The 15,754-nt window shown below is 55.4% G+C and carries 11 protein-coding genes and 1 tRNA gene; all 12 read right to left on the reverse strand.

Going from position 1 to position 15,754, the window contains the following annotated elements; all coding sequences use genetic code 11:
* Positions 1 to 80: 80 nt before the first annotated feature.
* The 12 genes from fusA to TH468_RS20910 all read right to left on the reverse strand — a co-directional run bounded on the left by fusA (position 81) and on the right by TH468_RS20910 (position 15,563).
* Positions 81 to 2,162, reverse strand: coding sequence for an elongation factor G (gene fusA, locus TH468_RS20855; protein WP_085646365.1), 2,082 nt, complete (start codon positions 2,160 to 2,162; stop codon positions 81 to 83).
* 27 nt (positions 2,163 to 2,189) lie between these two features.
* Positions 2,190 to 2,657, reverse strand: coding sequence for a 30S ribosomal protein S7 (gene rpsG / locus TH468_RS20860; RefSeq protein WP_007092426.1), 468 nt, complete (start codon positions 2,655 to 2,657; stop codon positions 2,190 to 2,192).
* 12 nt (positions 2,658 to 2,669) lie between these two features.
* Entirely contained in the window at positions 2,670 to 3,041 is a 372-nt protein-coding gene (gene rpsL / locus TH468_RS20865) for a 30S ribosomal protein S12 (protein ID WP_007092427.1), read from the reverse strand.
* Between the two features lie 375 nt (positions 3,042 to 3,416).
* Positions 3,417 to 7,610 carry a DNA-directed RNA polymerase subunit beta' gene (gene rpoC / locus TH468_RS20870; protein ID WP_007092428.1) on the reverse strand — a complete coding sequence of 1,398 codons (4,194 nt, stop codon included), beginning with the start codon at positions 7,608 to 7,610 and terminating at the stop codon, positions 3,417 to 3,419.
* 105 nt (positions 7,611 to 7,715) lie between these two features.
* Positions 7,716 to 11,882 carry a DNA-directed RNA polymerase subunit beta gene (gene rpoB / locus TH468_RS20875; protein WP_085646366.1) on the reverse strand — a complete coding sequence of 1,389 codons (4,167 nt, stop codon included), beginning with the start codon at positions 11,880 to 11,882 and terminating at the stop codon, positions 7,716 to 7,718.
* Between the two features lie 364 nt (positions 11,883 to 12,246).
* On the reverse strand, positions 12,247 to 12,624 hold the full coding sequence (gene rplL, locus TH468_RS20880; RefSeq protein WP_062952271.1) for a 50S ribosomal protein L7/L12: 378 nt from the start codon (positions 12,622 to 12,624) through the stop codon (positions 12,247 to 12,249).
* 46 nt (positions 12,625 to 12,670) lie between these two features.
* Complete coding sequence (gene rplJ / locus TH468_RS20885) at positions 12,671 to 13,189, reverse strand: 50S ribosomal protein L10 (RefSeq protein ID WP_037991699.1); 519 nt, start codon at positions 13,187 to 13,189, stop codon at positions 12,671 to 12,673.
* Between the two features lie 282 nt (positions 13,190 to 13,471).
* Positions 13,472 to 14,170, reverse strand: coding sequence for a 50S ribosomal protein L1 (gene rplA / locus TH468_RS20890; RefSeq protein ID WP_007092432.1), 699 nt, complete (start codon positions 14,168 to 14,170; stop codon positions 13,472 to 13,474).
* 4 nt (positions 14,171 to 14,174) lie between these two features.
* Positions 14,175 to 14,603 (reverse strand): 50S ribosomal protein L11, encoded by a 429-nt coding sequence (gene rplK / locus TH468_RS20895; protein WP_007092433.1) that lies wholly within the window; start codon positions 14,601 to 14,603, stop codon positions 14,175 to 14,177.
* Positions 14,604 to 14,706: 103 nt separating this feature from the next.
* Entirely contained in the window at positions 14,707 to 15,237 is a 531-nt protein-coding gene (gene nusG, locus TH468_RS20900) for a transcription termination/antitermination protein NusG (protein WP_007092434.1), read from the reverse strand.
* Between the two features lie 3 nt (positions 15,238 to 15,240).
* Positions 15,241 to 15,438 carry a preprotein translocase subunit SecE gene (secE, locus tag TH468_RS20905; protein ID WP_062952273.1) on the reverse strand — a complete coding sequence of 66 codons (198 nt, stop codon included), beginning with the start codon at positions 15,436 to 15,438 and terminating at the stop codon, positions 15,241 to 15,243.
* Between the two features lie 49 nt (positions 15,439 to 15,487).
* A tRNA-Trp gene (locus tag TH468_RS20910) sits at positions 15,488 to 15,563 on the reverse strand.
* Positions 15,564 to 15,754 lie beyond the last annotated feature (191 nt).

Below are 15,754 nucleotides of genomic sequence, written 5' to 3' on the forward strand. Positions count from 1 at the left end.
TGGTGCCAACGTTCACGTGCGGTTTTGTACGGGCAAATTTTTCTTTAGCCATTTCTAACTCCGTTTATTCTGGCTTCGCCTTAGCCGGCCGACTTGGCCTTGACTTCGTCCGCAACTGCCTGCGGGACGTCGGCGTAATGATCGAACTGCATCACGAACTGGGCACGGCCCTGGGACATGGAACGCAGCGTATTGACGTAACCGAACATGTTCGCCAGCGGGACAAACGCGCTAACAACGCGTGCAATACCACGGGAATCCATGTCACGGACCTGACCACGGCGACTGTTAAGGTCACCAATGATGTCGCCCATGTATTCTTCCGGCGTCACAACTTCGACACTCATGATCGGCTCGAGAAGCTTCGGACGAGCTTTCGCAAGACCTTCACGGAATGCGGCACGAGCTGCGATTTCGAAGGCCATCACGCTCGAGTCAACGTCGTGGTATGCACCGTCGGTCAGGGTGACCGAGAAGTCGGTGACCGGGAACCCGGCGATCACACCGCTGTTAAGCGAGGTTTCAAGACCTTTGGCAACACCCGGAATGTATTCCTTCGGAACGTTACCGCCAACGACGGTGTCCTTGAAGGAGAACCCGCTGCCCGGTTCACCCGGGGTGAAGGTCAACTTGATGCGTGCGAACTGACCCGAACCACCCGACTGTTTCTTGTGGGTGTAATCGATGTCGACTTCCTGGGAAATCGTCTCACGATAAGCAACCTGCGGCGCGCCGACGTTTGCTTCGACTTTGAATTCACGCTTCATGCGGTCGACGATGATGTCGAGGTGAAGCTCGCCCATACCGGAAATGATGGTCTGGCCGGATTCGTGGTCGGTTTTGACGCGGAACGACGGATCTTCCTGTGCAAGACGTGCAAGGGCGAGACCCATTTTCTCCTGGTCGGCTTTCGATTTCGGCTCTACAGCGATCTCGATAACCGGATCCGGGAATTCCATACGCTCAAGGATGATCGGCTTGGCGGTGTCGCAAAGGGTATCACCAGTGGTGGTATCCTTCAGACCGACCAGAGCAACGATGTCACCCGAGCAAGCGTATTTGATTTCTTCGCGGTTGTTTGAATGCATAAGCAGCATACGGCCGATACGTTCTTTTTTCTCTTTGACAGAGTTCAGAACGTAAGAACCGGCTTCAAGCATACCGGAATAAATACGAACGAAGGTCAGGGAGCCAACGAACGGATCGCTCATGATCTTGAATGCAAGACCGGAGAACGGTGCTTCGTCGTTCAGCGGACGTGAGTCCGGCTCGTCTTCGGTGCCCGGCTTGATGCCGCGCACGTCATCGATGTCGTCCGGAGCCGGCATGTAATCGATGACGGCATCAAGAAGCGGCTGAACGCCTTTGTTCTTGAACGCGGTGCCCAGAAGGACCGGAACCAGTTCGCCTTTCAGCGTACCTTTACGGATGCACTTCTTGAGAACTTCCTCGGACGGCATTTCGCCTTCGAGGTAAGCTTCCATGGCAGCTTCGTCACACTCGACAGCCTGTTCGATCAGAGCTTCACGGTACTCTTCAGCCTGGTCCTTGAGCGAATCGCGGATGTCGCGATATTCGAACTCGGCGCCAAGGCTTTCGTCTTTCCAGACGATTTCCTTGTTGGCAACAAGGTCGACAACGCCTTCGAATTCCATTTCGGAACCAATCGGCAGCTGCATGACAGCCGCGTTGGCACCGAGACGGTCTTTGATCATCTTGACGCAGCGGAAGAAGTCCGCACCGGTACGGTCCATTTTGTTGACAAAGCACATACGCGGAACGTTGTACTTGTCAGCCTGGCGCCATACGGTTTCGGTCTGCGGTTCAACACCGGAAACGGCATCGAAAACAGCGCATGCACCATCGAGAACACGAAGCGAACGTTCAACTTCAATCGTGAAGTCAACGTGGCCCGGGGTATCGATGATGTTGATGCGGTTATCTTTCCAGAAGCAGGTCGTCGCAGCAGACGTAATCGTGATGCCGCGTTCCTGTTCCTGTTCCATCCAGTCCATGGTTGCGGCGCCGTCGTGGACTTCGCCGATTTTGTAGGACTTGCCGGTGTAGAATAGAATTCGCTCGGTGGTCGTCGTTTTACCAGCATCGATGTGAGCCATGATGCCGATGTTGCGATACCGAGAGATCGGAGTACGTTGTACCATAATCGACTCTTGATCTTGAGGTCTGAATTACCAGCGGTAATGAGCGAAAGCCTTGTTGGCTTCGGCCATACGATGGGTGTCTTCGCGCTTCTTGACGGCCGAGCCACGGTTGTTGGCTGCGTCCATCAGTTCACCGGCGAGACGACCGACCATGGTCGTTTCGGAACGCTTGCGAGCAGCGTCAACCAGCCAGCGAATGGCCAGTGCCTGACGGCGCTCGGAACGAACTTCAACCGGAACCTGGTAAGTAGCACCACCAACACGGCGCGAACGCACTTCGACGTTCGGCTTGACGTTGTCCATGGCTTCATGGAACTGGGCAACCGGATCGGCACCCTTGCCTTCCATAACTTCCAGTGCACCATAAACGATCTTTTCTGCGGCGGATTTCTTACCGTCGAGCATAAGGCCGTTCATGAATTTGGTCAGAACCTTATCGCCATATTTGGCGTCAGGCAAAACTTCGCGCTTTTCAGCAGCGTGACGACGTGACATCTGAGCTGCTCCTTATTTCGGGCGTTTCGCGCCGTATTTCGAACGACGCTGTTTACGGTCTTTGACACCCTGCGTATCGAGGGTACCGCGAATGATGTGGTAACGCACACCCGGCAAATCCTTTACGCGGCCGCCACGGATCATGACGACAGAGTGTTCCTGCAGGTTGTGACCTTCACCCGGAATATAGCTGGTGACTTCGTAGCCGTTGGTCAAACGGACACGAGCAACCTTACGAAGTGCCGAGTTCGGCTTCTTCGGGGTCGTGGTGTAGACACGGGTGCATACGCCGCGTTTCTGCGGGCAGGCTTCCAGTGCCGGAACCATGTCGCGCTGGGTGCGCGGAGTCCGCGATTTGCGGATCAACTGGTTGATAGTGGGCATTAACTTTCCCTTTGTACTTTAACGGACGCCACAAGGGCGCTGCTCTATCGACGCACGACGAACGACCGCATGCCTCTGCAAAACCTGCAAACGCAAATACGGACCGCCCATTACACAGGATCACCCTGCCCTCGACGGCCGTTAGAGTCGCACTCAAGCGACGGGGGGGCAAAACCGCCCGCTGCCAAACGATATGGCACCGACACAGCTACACCCCCCGAGATTCGGTGGGCGCATACTAGTGACGGCCCCATTTCGCGTCAAGCAAAACCCTGTGGGCCTTCGAGTTGGCGCTTCAAACGCCGAGGCGAACCGGTGCATCGATAGAAAATTCCCGGTTCGCCTCTGATTCTTTAACAAGCTTGCGCGGCGATATTACTCGCCGGCTGGCAAGGACGGAGACTCGGCACCGGCCTGCGGGCCGAAATTGTCGCCGATTTCCTCTTCTGCCTCGATCTGTACGTTCTTGTCGCGTTCGGCGGCAAGTGCACGGAAGCGGTTCATCACCGCACCGGTACCTGCCGGGATCAGACGACCCACAATCACGTTTTCTTTCAGACCGATCAGGGTATCGGTTTTGCCCGATACGGCTGCTTCGGTAAGAACGCGTGTGGTTTCCTGGAACGACGCGGCCGAGATGAAGGAATGCGTCTGGAGCGATGCTTTGGTGATCCCCTGAAGGACCGGTGCAGCTTCGGCCAGTTCGCCGCCTTCTTTAACGGCACGTTCGTTTTCGGCATCGAAATCGACACGGTCGATGATTTCGCCAACCAGAAGCGTGGTGTCACCGGTTTTGGTCACTTCCACTTTCTGAAGCATCTGACGAACGATGACTTCGATGTGCTTGTCGTTAATCTTAACGCCCTGCAAACGGTAGACTTCCTGGATCTCGTTGACCAGGTAATCGGCCAGTGCCGGAACGCCCATGACGCGAAGGATATCGTGCGGAACCGGCGAACCATCAAGCAACTGGTCGCCCTTCTCTACGAAGTCCCCTTCCTGAACGGCAAGATGCTTGCCTTTCGGGATCATGTATTCAACCGGTTCGGTCAGACCAGAATCTTCAAGCGGGTGCACGATGACACGGCGCTTGTTCTTGTAGTCCTTACCGAACTCAACACGACCGGCGATGTCGGCGATGATGGCGTGGTCCTTCGGCTTGCGTGCCTCGAACAATTCAGCCACACGCGGCAGACCACCGGTGATGTCACGGGTTTTCGACCCTTCGCGCGGAATACGTGCAAGCACGTCACCGGCGTTGACTTTCTGACCGTTCTCAACCGAGAGAATGGCATCAACCGACAGGAAGTAACGGGCTTCAAGGCCGTTATCCAGATTGATGACCTCGCCGTTTTCGTTACGAAGCGTAACGCGCGGCTTAAGGTCGGATGCCTTCGGCATGCTCTTCCAGTCGATAACCGTTTTCGAGGCGATACCGGTCGCTTCGTCATAGACTTCGCGAATGGTTACGTTCTCGAGAAGGTCGACATAGTTCACATAACCTTCTTTCTCGGTGATGATCGGCAGGGTGTACGGATCCCATTCGGCCAGTTTCTGGCCGCGCGTGATCTGGTCACCGTCATCAGCAAGCAGTTTCGCACCGTACGGGACGCGGTATTTCGCACGTTCACGGCCGGTCTTGTCGATCAGCAGGATTTCGAGGTTACGTGCCATGACAATCATGACACCGCTCGAATTCGTAACAACTGCACGGTTCTTCAGTTTGACAGTCGCATCGAAGTTGGCTTCGACACCCGAAACTTCCGCACCACGCTGTGCCGCACCACCAATGTGGAACGTACGCATCGTAAGCTGCGTGCCCGGCTCACCGATCGACTGTGCGGCGATAACACCGACAGCTTCACCGATATTCACCGTGGTACCACGTGCCAGGTCTCGACCATAGCAATGGCCGCAAACGCCGGTTTCGGCATCACAGGTCAGGACCGAGCGGATACGCGCCATTTCGACGCCTGCTTTTTCGATCAGATCAAGGTGATCTTCGACAACCATTTCGTTCTTCGGAACGATGACTTCGCCGGTTGACGGATTGACAATCTCGTCAGCGGTGAAACGACCGAGGATACGATCCGACAGCGTCTCGATAACTTCGCCGGAGTCGACAACCGCAGCAATGTCGAGGCCGCGTTCGGTACCGCAATCATGCTGGGTGATGATGCTGTCCTGTGCGACGTCGACGAGACGACGGGTCAGATAACCCGAGTTCGCCGTTTTCAATGCGGTATCTGCCAGACCTTTACGGGCACCGTGGGTGGAGTTGAAGTACTCCTGCACGGTCAGGCCTTCTTTGAAGTTCGAGATAATCGGCGTCTCGATGATCGAGCCGTCCGGCTTTGCCATCAGGCCGCGCATGGCAGCCAGCTGACGCATCTGGGCAGCAGAACCACGGGCACCGGAGTGTGCCATCATGTAAACCGAGTTCACATTGTCACCTTCTGCCGTTGCCGAGATGACTTTCATCATCGCTTCGGAAACGTCATCGGTGCACTGCGACCAGGCGTCGACGACCTTGTTGTATTTCTCACCGCGAGTGATCAGACCGTCCTGATACTGCTGTTCGTATTCCTTGACCTTGTCATGGGTCGCACCAACCAGGGTTTCCTTGGCTTCCGGAATGATCATGTCATCCTTGCCAAACGAAATACCGGCTTTGCATGCCCAGTTGAAGCCAAGACCCATCATGCGGTCAGCAAAGATAACGGTCTCTTTCTGGCCACAGTGACGATAGACGACGTCAATAACGTTCGACACGTCTTTCTTGGTCAGCAGCTTGTTGATGGTCGCGAACGGAATGCGCGGATGACGCGGCAGCAGTTCGGACAGCAACATGCGGCCAGCCGTGGTCTGAACACGGATGGTGATCGGCTCGTTGTTCTCATCGACGGTTTTGTAACGTGCATTGATTTTCGAATGCAGGGTCACAACACCGGCATCAAGTGCCTGTTCGATTTCAGCGATATTGACAAAGGACATGCCCTCGCCCGGCTGACCGTCGCGTTCCATCGAGATGTAGTAAAGACCAAGGACAATATCCTGCGACGGCACGATGATCGGTTTACCCGAAGCCGGCGAAAGGATGTTGTTGGTCGACATCATCAGGGTACGTGCTTCAAGCTGCGCTTCAAGCGACAGCGGCACGTGAACGGCCATCTGGTCACCGTCGAAGTCGGCGTTGAAAGCCGTACAGACGAGCGGATGCAGCTGGATTGCCTTACCTTCGATCAGGGTAGGCTCGAAAGCCTGGATACCAAGACGGTGAAGGGTCGGAGCACGGTTAAGCATGACCGGATGTTCACGGATAACCTGTTCAAGGATATCCCAGACTTCGGCACGCTCTTTTTCCACCATGCGCTTTGCAGCCTTGATAGTGGTTGCCATCCCGTACAGCTCAAGCTTCGCATAGACGAACGGCTTGAACAGTTCGAGCGCCATTTTCTTCGGCAGGCCGCACTGATGCAGTTTCAGGTTCGGACCCACGGTAATAACCGAACGACCGGAATAGTCGACGCGTTTACCCAGAAGGTTCTGACGGAAACGGCCCTGCTTGCCTTTCAGCATGTCCGACATCGATTTGAGCGGACGCTTGTTGGCACCGGTGATCGGACGACCGCGACGGCCGTTGTCAAACAGCGCATCAACCGATTCCTGAAGCATACGTTTTTCGTTACGCACGATGATATCGGGCGCACGAAGCTCGATCAGGCGCTTCAGACGGTTGTTACGGTTGATTACACGACGGTAAAGGTCGTTCAGGTCGGACGTTGCGAAACGGCCACCATCCAGCGGAACCAGCGGACGCAGTTCTGGCGGAATGACCGGAATCACTTCAAGGATCATCCATTCCGGACGCGCACCGGACTCCTGGAAAGCTTCAATCAGCTTCAGGCGTTTGACCAGCTTCTTGCGCTTGGCTTCGGAATTGGTTTCCTTGAGGTCGATTTTCGCGGTTTCGCGTTCGTCATCAAGATCGATCGCTGCAAGCATGTCGCGGATGGCTTCGGCGCCGATACCGGCACGGAAGCTGTCTTCGCCATACTCTTCCTGTGCGGTCATGTACTGATCTTCTGAAAGAAGCTCACCCATCTTGAGCGGGGTCAGACCCGGCTCGATGACCACATAGTTTTCGAAATACAGAATGCGCTCAAGATCCTTGAGCGTCATGTCCAGCAGCAGACCCAGACGGCTCGGCAGCGACTTCATGAACCAGATATGGGCAACAGGTGCCGCCAGTTCGATATGGCCCATACGTTCACGACGAACTTTGGCCAGAGTCACTTCGACGCCGCATTTCTCACAGATAATGCCGCGATATTTCATACGCTTGTACTTGCCGCACAAGCATTCGTAATCCTTCACCGGACCAAAAATGCGCGCACAGAACAGGCCGTCGCGTTCCGGTTTGAAGGTCCGGTAGTTGATGGTCTCCGGTTTCTTGATCTCGCCGAACGACCAGGAGCGGATACGCTCCGGGCTGGCGATCTGAATCCGGATCTGATCGAAGCTCTGGGTGCCCTGCGGCTGCCCGAAGATCTTCATCAACTCGTTCATAAAGGCTCTCCCGCTATGCCCGGTCTCGCCGGGTTTCGCCAATTTCAGGCCGAAAGATGCTTGATGGCGGACGGGATACCCGAATGGTACCCGCCCGCCAAGCTATTAAAGGTCGTCTTGCTCGAGCTCGACATTGAGACCCAGCGACCGAAGTTCTTTAACGAGAACGTTAAAGGATTCCGGAATACCTGCCTCGAAGGTGTCTTCGCCACGAACGATCGCCTCATAGACCTTGGTACGGCCTGAAACATCGTCCGACTTAACAGTAAGCATTTCCTGGAGGGTGTAGGCAGCACCGTAAGCTTCGAGTGCCCACACTTCCATCTCCCCGAAACGCTGGCCACCGAACTGTGCCTTACCACCCAGCGGCTGCTGGGTAACAAGCGAGTACGGACCAATCGAACGGGCATGGATCTTGTCGTCGACCAGGTGATGCAGCTTGAGCATGTAGATGTAGCCCACGGTCACCTTGCGATGGAATTTCTCACCGGTACGACCATCATAAAGGTCGACCTGGCCAGAACCATCAAGGCCTGCTTTTTCGAGCATGCGAACCACATCAGGCTCACGTGCACCGTCAAAGACCGGGGTTGCCATCGGCACACCACGACGCAGGTTGTTACCAAGCTCGATAACATCGCCATCGCTCAGCTCTTTAATGCCGGTGACGTATTGCTCGTCCTCGTACACTTCATTGAGCTTGCCACGCAGGCTGTCCATCTCGGCACGACCATCGGCAACAGCATCGACAAGCTCGCCGATCTGTTCACCCAGACCACGTGACGCCCAGCCAAGGTGGGTTTCAAGGATCTGGCCGACGTTCATACGCGACGGAACACCAAGCGGGTTCAGAACGATATCGACAGGCGTACCGTCTTCGAGATGCGGCATGTCTTCCATCGGCATGATGCGCGATACGACACCCTTGTTCCCGTGACGGCCGGCCATTTTATCGCCCGGCTGCATCTTACGCTTAACCGCGACAAAGACTTTAACCATCTTCATCACGCCCGGCGGCAGTTCGTCACCAGCCTGAAGCTTGTCGACCTTGTCGTCGAAACGAGCCTGCAGAACAGCAATCGATTCCTCGAACTGTTTCTTCAGGGCTTCGATGTCGGACATGACACTGTCATCAGCAACGGCAATCTGACGCCACAGACCACGTGCAACACCCGCAAGGGCGTCTTCGGTGATCTCGCCATTCAGACCTTTCGGTCCATCGACCAGGGTCTGGCCAAGCAGCAGGTTTTTCAGACGACCATAGAAGTTGCGTTCCAGGATCGCACGTTCGTCATCACGGTCTTTTGCAAGACGTTCGATTTCGGAACGTTCGATTGCCAGGGCACGTTCGTCCTTGTCAACGCCACGACGCGAGAACACGCGGACTTCAACAACGGTGCCGAACTGTCCCGGCGGGACACGCAGCGACGTATCACGGACGTCGGATGCTTTTTCACCGAAGATGGCGCGCAGAAGTTTTTCTTCCGGCGTCATCGGGCTTTCGCCCTTCGGCGTCACTTTACCGACAAGGATATCGCCCGGTTTGATTTCCGCGCCGATGTAAACAATGCCCGCCTCGTCGAGGTTTTTGAGCGCTTCTTCACCGACGTTCGGAATGTCACGGGTGATCTCTTCCTGACCCAGCTTGGTATCGCGGGCCATGACTTCGAATTCCTCGATATGGATCGAGGTATAAACGTCATCACGTGCGATACGTTCGGACAGAAGGATGGAATCCTCAAAGTTGTAACCGTTCCAAGGCATAAACGCGACCAGCACGTTACGGCCCAGAGCCAGTTCACCCATATCGGTACACGGACCATCCGAGATGATGTCGCCCTTCTGGACAACATCGCCCACCTTCACCAGCGGACGCTGGTTGATGCAGCTACCCTGGTTGGAACGCTGATATTTCAGCAGGGTGTAAATATCGACACCCGATTCCGATGCGGCAATGTCACCGGTTGCGCGGATAACCATACGGGTCGCGTCAACAGATTCAACAACACCGTCACGGCGTGCGATCAGGGTTGCACCCGAATCACGTGCCACCGGAACTTCCATACCGGTACCGACATACGGCGCTTCAGAACGGATCAGCGGAACCGCCTGACGCTGCATGTTCGACCCCATCAGTGCGCGGTTCGCGTCATCGTTCTCAAGGAACGGAATGAGCGCGGATGCGACCGATACCAGCTGCTTCGGCGAGACGTCCATAAGGTCGATCTCTTCGGAGCGGGCCATATAGTGGTCACCGGCTTTACGGGTGTTGATCAATTCGTTCTCGAAGCCGAATTCCTTGGTCAGCGGTTCGTTCGCCTGTGCAATGACATAGCGACCTTCTTCGATGGCCGAAAGATAGATGACTTCGGGGGTAACCACGCCATCGACAACCTTGCGGTACGGGCTTTCGATGAAGCCGTACTGGTTGACGCGGGCAAAGGTCGCCAGCGAGTTGATCAGACCAATGTTCGGACCTTCCGGCGTTTCGACCGGGCAGATACGACCATAGTGGGTCGGATGAACGTCACGAACTTCGAAACCTGCACGCTCACGGGTCAAACCGCCCGGTCCAAGTGCCGAAAGACGACGCTTGTGGGTGATTTCCGAAAGCGGGTTGGTCTGGTCCATGAACTGCGACAGCTGCGAAGAGCCGAAGAATTCACGAACAGCAGCCGCAACCGGCTTCGCATTGATCAGGTCATGCGGCATGACGTTGTCGATCTCGACCGAGCTCATACGCTCGCGGATCGCACGTTCCATACGCAGCAGGCCAACACGGAACTGGTTTTCCATCAGCTCGCCGACCGAACGCAGACGACGGTTGCCAAGATGGTCAATATCGTCGATTTCGCCACGACCGTCTTTCAGGTCGATCAGAACGCGGACGACTTCCAGAATGTCTTCACGACGCAGAACACGAACCGTATCCGGGCATTCCAGATTGAGGCGCGCATTCATTTTCACACGGCCAACAGCCGAAAGGTCGTAACGTTCCGAGTCAAAGAACAGGCCCTTGAACATGGCTTCCGCACCCTCGATGGTGGGCGGTTCGCCTGGGCGCATGACGCGATAGATGTCCACAAGGGCTTCTTCGCGGTTGCTGTTCTTGTCAAGGGCAACGGTATTGCGCAGATACGCACCGACATTGTTGTGATCGATCATCAGCAGACGAATGGTATCGACACCCCATTCTTTCAGCTGCTCGAACACACCTTCGGTCAGTTCGTGGCCGGCTTCGGCAAGAATTTCACCGGTTTCACCGTCAATCTGGTCTTCTGCCATGAACCAGCCGTTAAGCTGTTCTTCCGGCACCAGGATGTGTTTGACACCCTGCTCGACCAGTTTGGCTGCCGAACGCTTGGTGATCTTGCTGCCAGCTGCGGCAACAACTTCACCGCTGTCGGCGTCAAGCAGGTCAAAGACCAGCTTCTGACCGATATAGCGATCTGCATTGAAATCGGTTACCCAACCATCCTTGGTGCGGCGGTATTCTGCCGACTCATAGTAATAGTTGAGGATTTCTTCAGGCGTCAGGCCTTCGATTTCCGACGGATCAACCGAGCGGCCTTCTTCGGCACGCTGGGCACGCAGCGCCTGGGACTCTTCGTTCTCAAGAGCCATAAGCAGCGTGGTCGCCGGCAGTTTGCGGCGACGGTCGATACGGACATACAGGACGTCTTTCGCGTCGAATTCGAAATCGAGCCACGACCCGCGATACGGGATCACGCGCGCAGCAAACAGGTACTTGCCCGAGCTGTGGCTCTTGCCCTTGTCGTGGTCGAAGAAGACGCCCGGCGAGCGGTGCATCTGCGAGACGATAACACGCTCGGTGCCGTTCACGATAAAGGTACCGTGTTCGGTCATGAGCGGCATGTCGCCCATATACACGTCCTGTTCCTTGATATCGCGGATCGAACGTGCACCGGTATCTTCGTCAATATCCCAGACAACCAGACGCAGTGTCACGCGCAGCGGCGCGGCAAAGGTCATGCCACGCTGACGGCACTCCTCGGTATCGTATTTGGGCTGCTCCAGCTCATACGACACAAATTCGAGGGTTGCGCGCTCTGAGAAATCTTTAATCGGAAAGACGCTCTTGAACACTTCCTGGAGGCCGGCATCGTCCCGCTGCTCCCGCGGGGTACCAGTCTGCAAAAACTTGTCGTAAGAATTCTTTTGAACCTCAATCAGGTTCGGGAGCGGAGCGACTTCGCTGATCCGTCCAAAGCTCTTGCGGATGCGCTTTCGACCGGTAAAGGACTTATCCATCATCGTTCCTTTAATCGCGCCTCCCCACACCGTCGTAACTCGTTCGTCCCCGTGCCATTATGCAGAAAGCATACAGCACAACGACGCCCGAGCCCCGTACGGGGCGGGCGTTCACTTGATTATGACCGTGGATGTTATGTGACATCCAACATGAATGAGATCACTGATCCCTCGGCTGTCGACGCCGTCAAAGATAACCTCTGACCTAAACGGCCTTACGTTATGTACGATTACCTTTGGCAGCGTCAACCGTAAATTTCCTTTTCGCGTCCCGACAGAACGGACACCCATTGCCCGCACCGTAGAGACGGATAGGTCGGCGACCCGAAGGCCGCCGACCCAAACCTTGGCAAGAAGCCGTCGATTACTTGAGTTCGACGGTTGCGCCAGCTTCTTCAAGCTGCTTCTTGATCGACTCGGCTTCGTCTTTCGACGCGCCTTCTTTAACAGCTTTCGGTGCGCCTTCGACCAGGTCTTTGGCTTCTTTCAGGCCAAGACCGGTGATTGCGCGAACTTCTTTGATGACGTTGATTTTCTTGTCACCAGCAGAAGCCAGGATAACGTCGAATTCGGTTTTTTCTTCTGCAGCAGCAGCACCGGCAGCAGCGCCACCAGCAGCAGCAACAGCAACCGGAGCAGCGGCGGAAACGCCCCACTCTTCTTCGAGAAGTTTGGAAAGTTCTGCAGCTTCAAGAACGGTGAGCTTCGAAAGCTCTTCAACGAGTGCCTTAAGATCGGCCATTTGTATAAACTCCTAGGCTTGAACTTGGATAAGTTGGTAAATTGGGTTACGCGGCTTCGCCTTTTTCGGCGTATGCCTTCAGCACCTGGGCAATCTGGGCCGCCGGCTTGGAGGTCAGCGTAGCGATACGCTGTGCCGGGGTCTGGATCATACCCACCAGTTTCGCGCGCAGTTCGTCCAGCGACGGCAGTTCTGCCAGAGCTTTAACGCCCTGTTCGTCCAGAATCTGTTCACCGATGGCGCCAGCAACAAGAACGAGCTTGTCATTGGCTTTTGCGAACGTTGAGGCCACTTTCGCGACCGACGCAGGATCAGCCGAATAGGCGATCGCGGTCGGGCCGGTGAAGTGGTCTGCAAGACCGGCAAATTTGGTGCCTTCCAGAGCAAGTCGCGTAAGCCGGTTTTTGGTGACCTTGAAGCCCGCACCAGCATCACGCATCTGCGCACGAAGAGCGGTGATTTCCGCAACCGTCAACCCTTTGTACTGGGTAACGATAACGCCTTCCGCACCTTCGAACACTTCGCGCATTTCTGCTACGAACTGTGTTTTATCATCGCGGTTCACTTTAAGTCTCCGACATTGCTTATTGCCCTGAACCCCATGGGGGGTTCACAGACGTGACCAGTCCTTTCGAACCGGTCTGTGACGCCCGTCCGTTTGCCAGATGTCCAAGCCTTTTGTGATGCCCCGTTAACCAGGGAAAACTAAAAACCGGAACCTCTGCCTATGCAGGAGATTAAGAACGGCAGATACCGTTCACCTGCAGTCTGGGACAGACAGGTAGAGAGGATCTTGCAACCCTCTCCGGTCCTGACCGGCCGCATGCGACCGGTCAGAATTCTTGAATTACTTCGATGCGATGTCTGCAATCGACAGTTTCACGCCAGCGCCCATGGTCGAGCTGATGGCGGCGCGCTGAAGGTATACACCTTTTGCGCCTGTCGGTTTTGCTTTGACGATCGCAGAAACGAATGCCTTGGCATTTTCAACAAGCTGTTCTTCGCTGAAGGACGCCTTGCCGATACCGGCATGGACAATACCATTCTTCTCAGCGCGGAACTGAACCTGGCCAGCTTTGGCATCGGAAACAGCCTGGGCAACATCCATGGTCACGGTGCCGAGTTTCGGGTTCGGCATCAGGCCACGCGGGCCAAGAACCTTACCGAGACGACCGACAACAGCCATCATGTCCGGGGTTGCAATAACGCGATCATAGTTCAGATCGCCTTTCTGCATTGCTTCCATCAGGTCTTCGGCACCAACAGCGTCCGCACCAGCTTTCTGGGCTTCTTCTGCTTTGGCGTCTTTTGCGAAGACGGCGACGCGCATGGTTTTACCGGTACCATGCGGAAGCGAAACAACACCACGGACCATCTGGTCTGCGTGACGCGGATCAACACCAAGGTTCATTGCGATTTCAACGGTTTCGTCGAATTTCGCTTTTGCACCATCCTTGACGAGCTTGACCGCTGCGGTCAGTTCGTACTGGGTGTTACGGTCGATGCCCTCATAAGCCTGGGCAAGGCGCTTACCAGTCTTGGCCATCGTCTTACTCCACAACCTCGAGGCCCATAGCACGGGCAGAACCTTCGATCATCGACATCGCGCCTTCAACGTCAAATGCGTTGAGGTCAGCCATTTTGGCTTCCGCGATTTCCTTGACCTGTGCTTTGGTCACTTTTCCGATGTAACCTTTACCGGTCGTACCGGAACCTTTCGGAATGCCTGCTGCCTTTTTCAGGAAGTAGGATGCCGGCGGGGTTTTGGTGACAAAGCTGAAGGAACGGTCGGAATAAACGGTGATGACGACCGGAATCGGCATCCCTGGTTCCATCTGCTGGGTCGCTGCGTTGAACGCCTTGCAGAATTCCATGATGTTCACGCCGCGCTGACCAAGAGCCGGGCCGACAGGCGGCGACGGGTTGGCTTTGCCGGCGGGAATCTGCAGCTTGATATAGCCGTCGATTTTCTTCGCCATTAGAGTACCTCATTACAGAAGCGCGCGGTACGGTCATGGCTGACCTCCCGCGCTTTAAAAACTGTCCGCATCACGCAAACAGAAACTTCACTTGATAAGCTCGTTAGAGCTTTTCGACCTGGGTATATTCCAGCTCGACCGGGGTTGAACGACCGAAGATCGAAACCGACACCTTAAGGCGCGCACGTTCTTCATCAACCCCTTCGACGACACCGTTAAACGATGCAAACGGACCGTCGGAAACACGGACTTCCTCGCCAACCTCGAACGAGATGGTCGACTTCGGACGCTCCACGCCTTCCTGCACCTGATGCAGGATGTGCTGGGCTTCCTTTTCGGAAATCGGCATCGGCTTGCCACGGCTGCCAAGGAAATCGGTGACCTTGGCAGTGTTCTTCACCAGATGCCAGCTCTCATCCGTCAGGTCCATATTCAGCAGCACGTAGCCGGGGAAAAACTTCCGCTCGGCATTGACCTTCGCACCGCGACGAACCTCGACAGTTTCTTCCGTCGGAACCAGGACCTCTTTGATTTCGCCCTCAAGACCTTTCTTGATGGACTGCTCGCGGATCGACTGGGCGACTTTTTTCTCGAAACCCGAATGGACGTGCAAAACGTACCAGCGATGCGCCATGACTTAACCCCCGACACCAAAGATCAACTGAACGCCCCAGGCGAGAAGCTGATCGACAACAAAAAAGAAAACAGACGCCAAAGCCACCATGACGAAAACCATGATGGTCGAAACGGTCGTTTCCTTGCGGGTCGGCCACGAAACCTTTTTAGCTTCGGTGCGAACCTGCTGTACGAATTGTGCCGGCGACGTTTTAGCCATTGTCGGGGTTACACCGCTTTCAAAAATTCAATTCCAAGACCCGGGTAAATGGCAGGAGCGGAGGGACTCGAACCCACGGCCCTCGGTTTTGGAGACCGATGCTCTACCAACTGAGCTACACTCCTACAAGGTAATCAGAAAGTTGAATTTCTTCAGGTCTTTCCGACACAGTCCTGCCCGGGCGGCAGGGTGTGCGGGCGGCTTATATCCGCCCGCACATCAAAGATCAAGCACCCAATGGTGCAAATCTTCAAAAATTATTCGATGATTTTCGCAACAACACCGGCGCCGACGGTACGACCGCCTTCACGGATTG

It is taken from the genome of Thalassospira sp. MCCC 1A03138 (genome assembly GCF_002115785.1).
Lineage (GTDB): Bacteria > Pseudomonadota > Alphaproteobacteria > Rhodospirillales > Thalassospiraceae > Thalassospira.

What these genes read in the sequence shown, in the direction of transcription:
- fusA (WP_085646365.1), bottom strand. Translation starts at nt 2,162, where the DNA reads ATGGTACAACGTACTCCGATCTCTCGGTATCGCAACATCGGCATCATG.
- rpsG (WP_007092426.1), bottom strand. Translation starts at nt 2,657, where the DNA reads ATGTCACGTCGTCACGCTGCTGAAAAGCGCGAAGTTTTGCCTGACGCC.
- rpsL (WP_007092427.1), bottom strand. Translation starts at nt 3,041, where the DNA reads ATGCCCACTATCAACCAGTTGATCCGCAAATCGCGGACTCCGCGCACC.
- rpoC (WP_007092428.1), bottom strand. Translation starts at nt 7,610, where the DNA reads ATGAACGAGTTGATGAAGATCTTCGGGCAGCCGCAGGGCACCCAGAGC.
- rpoB (WP_085646366.1), bottom strand. Translation starts at nt 11,882, where the DNA reads ATGGATAAGTCCTTTACCGGTCGAAAGCGCATCCGCAAGAGCTTTGGA.
- rplL (WP_062952271.1), bottom strand. Translation starts at nt 12,624, where the DNA reads ATGGCCGATCTTAAGGCACTCGTTGAAGAGCTTTCGAAGCTCACCGTT.
- rplA (WP_007092432.1), bottom strand. Translation starts at nt 14,170, where the DNA reads ATGGCCAAGACTGGTAAGCGCCTTGCCCAGGCTTATGAGGGCATCGAC.
- rplK (WP_007092433.1), bottom strand. Translation starts at nt 14,603, where the DNA reads ATGGCGAAGAAAATCGACGGCTATATCAAGCTGCAGATTCCCGCCGGC.
- nusG (WP_007092434.1), bottom strand. Translation starts at nt 15,237, where the DNA reads ATGGCGCATCGCTGGTACGTTTTGCACGTCCATTCGGGTTTCGAGAAA.
- secE (WP_062952273.1), bottom strand. Translation starts at nt 15,438, where the DNA reads ATGGCTAAAACGTCGCCGGCACAATTCGTACAGCAGGTTCGCACCGAA.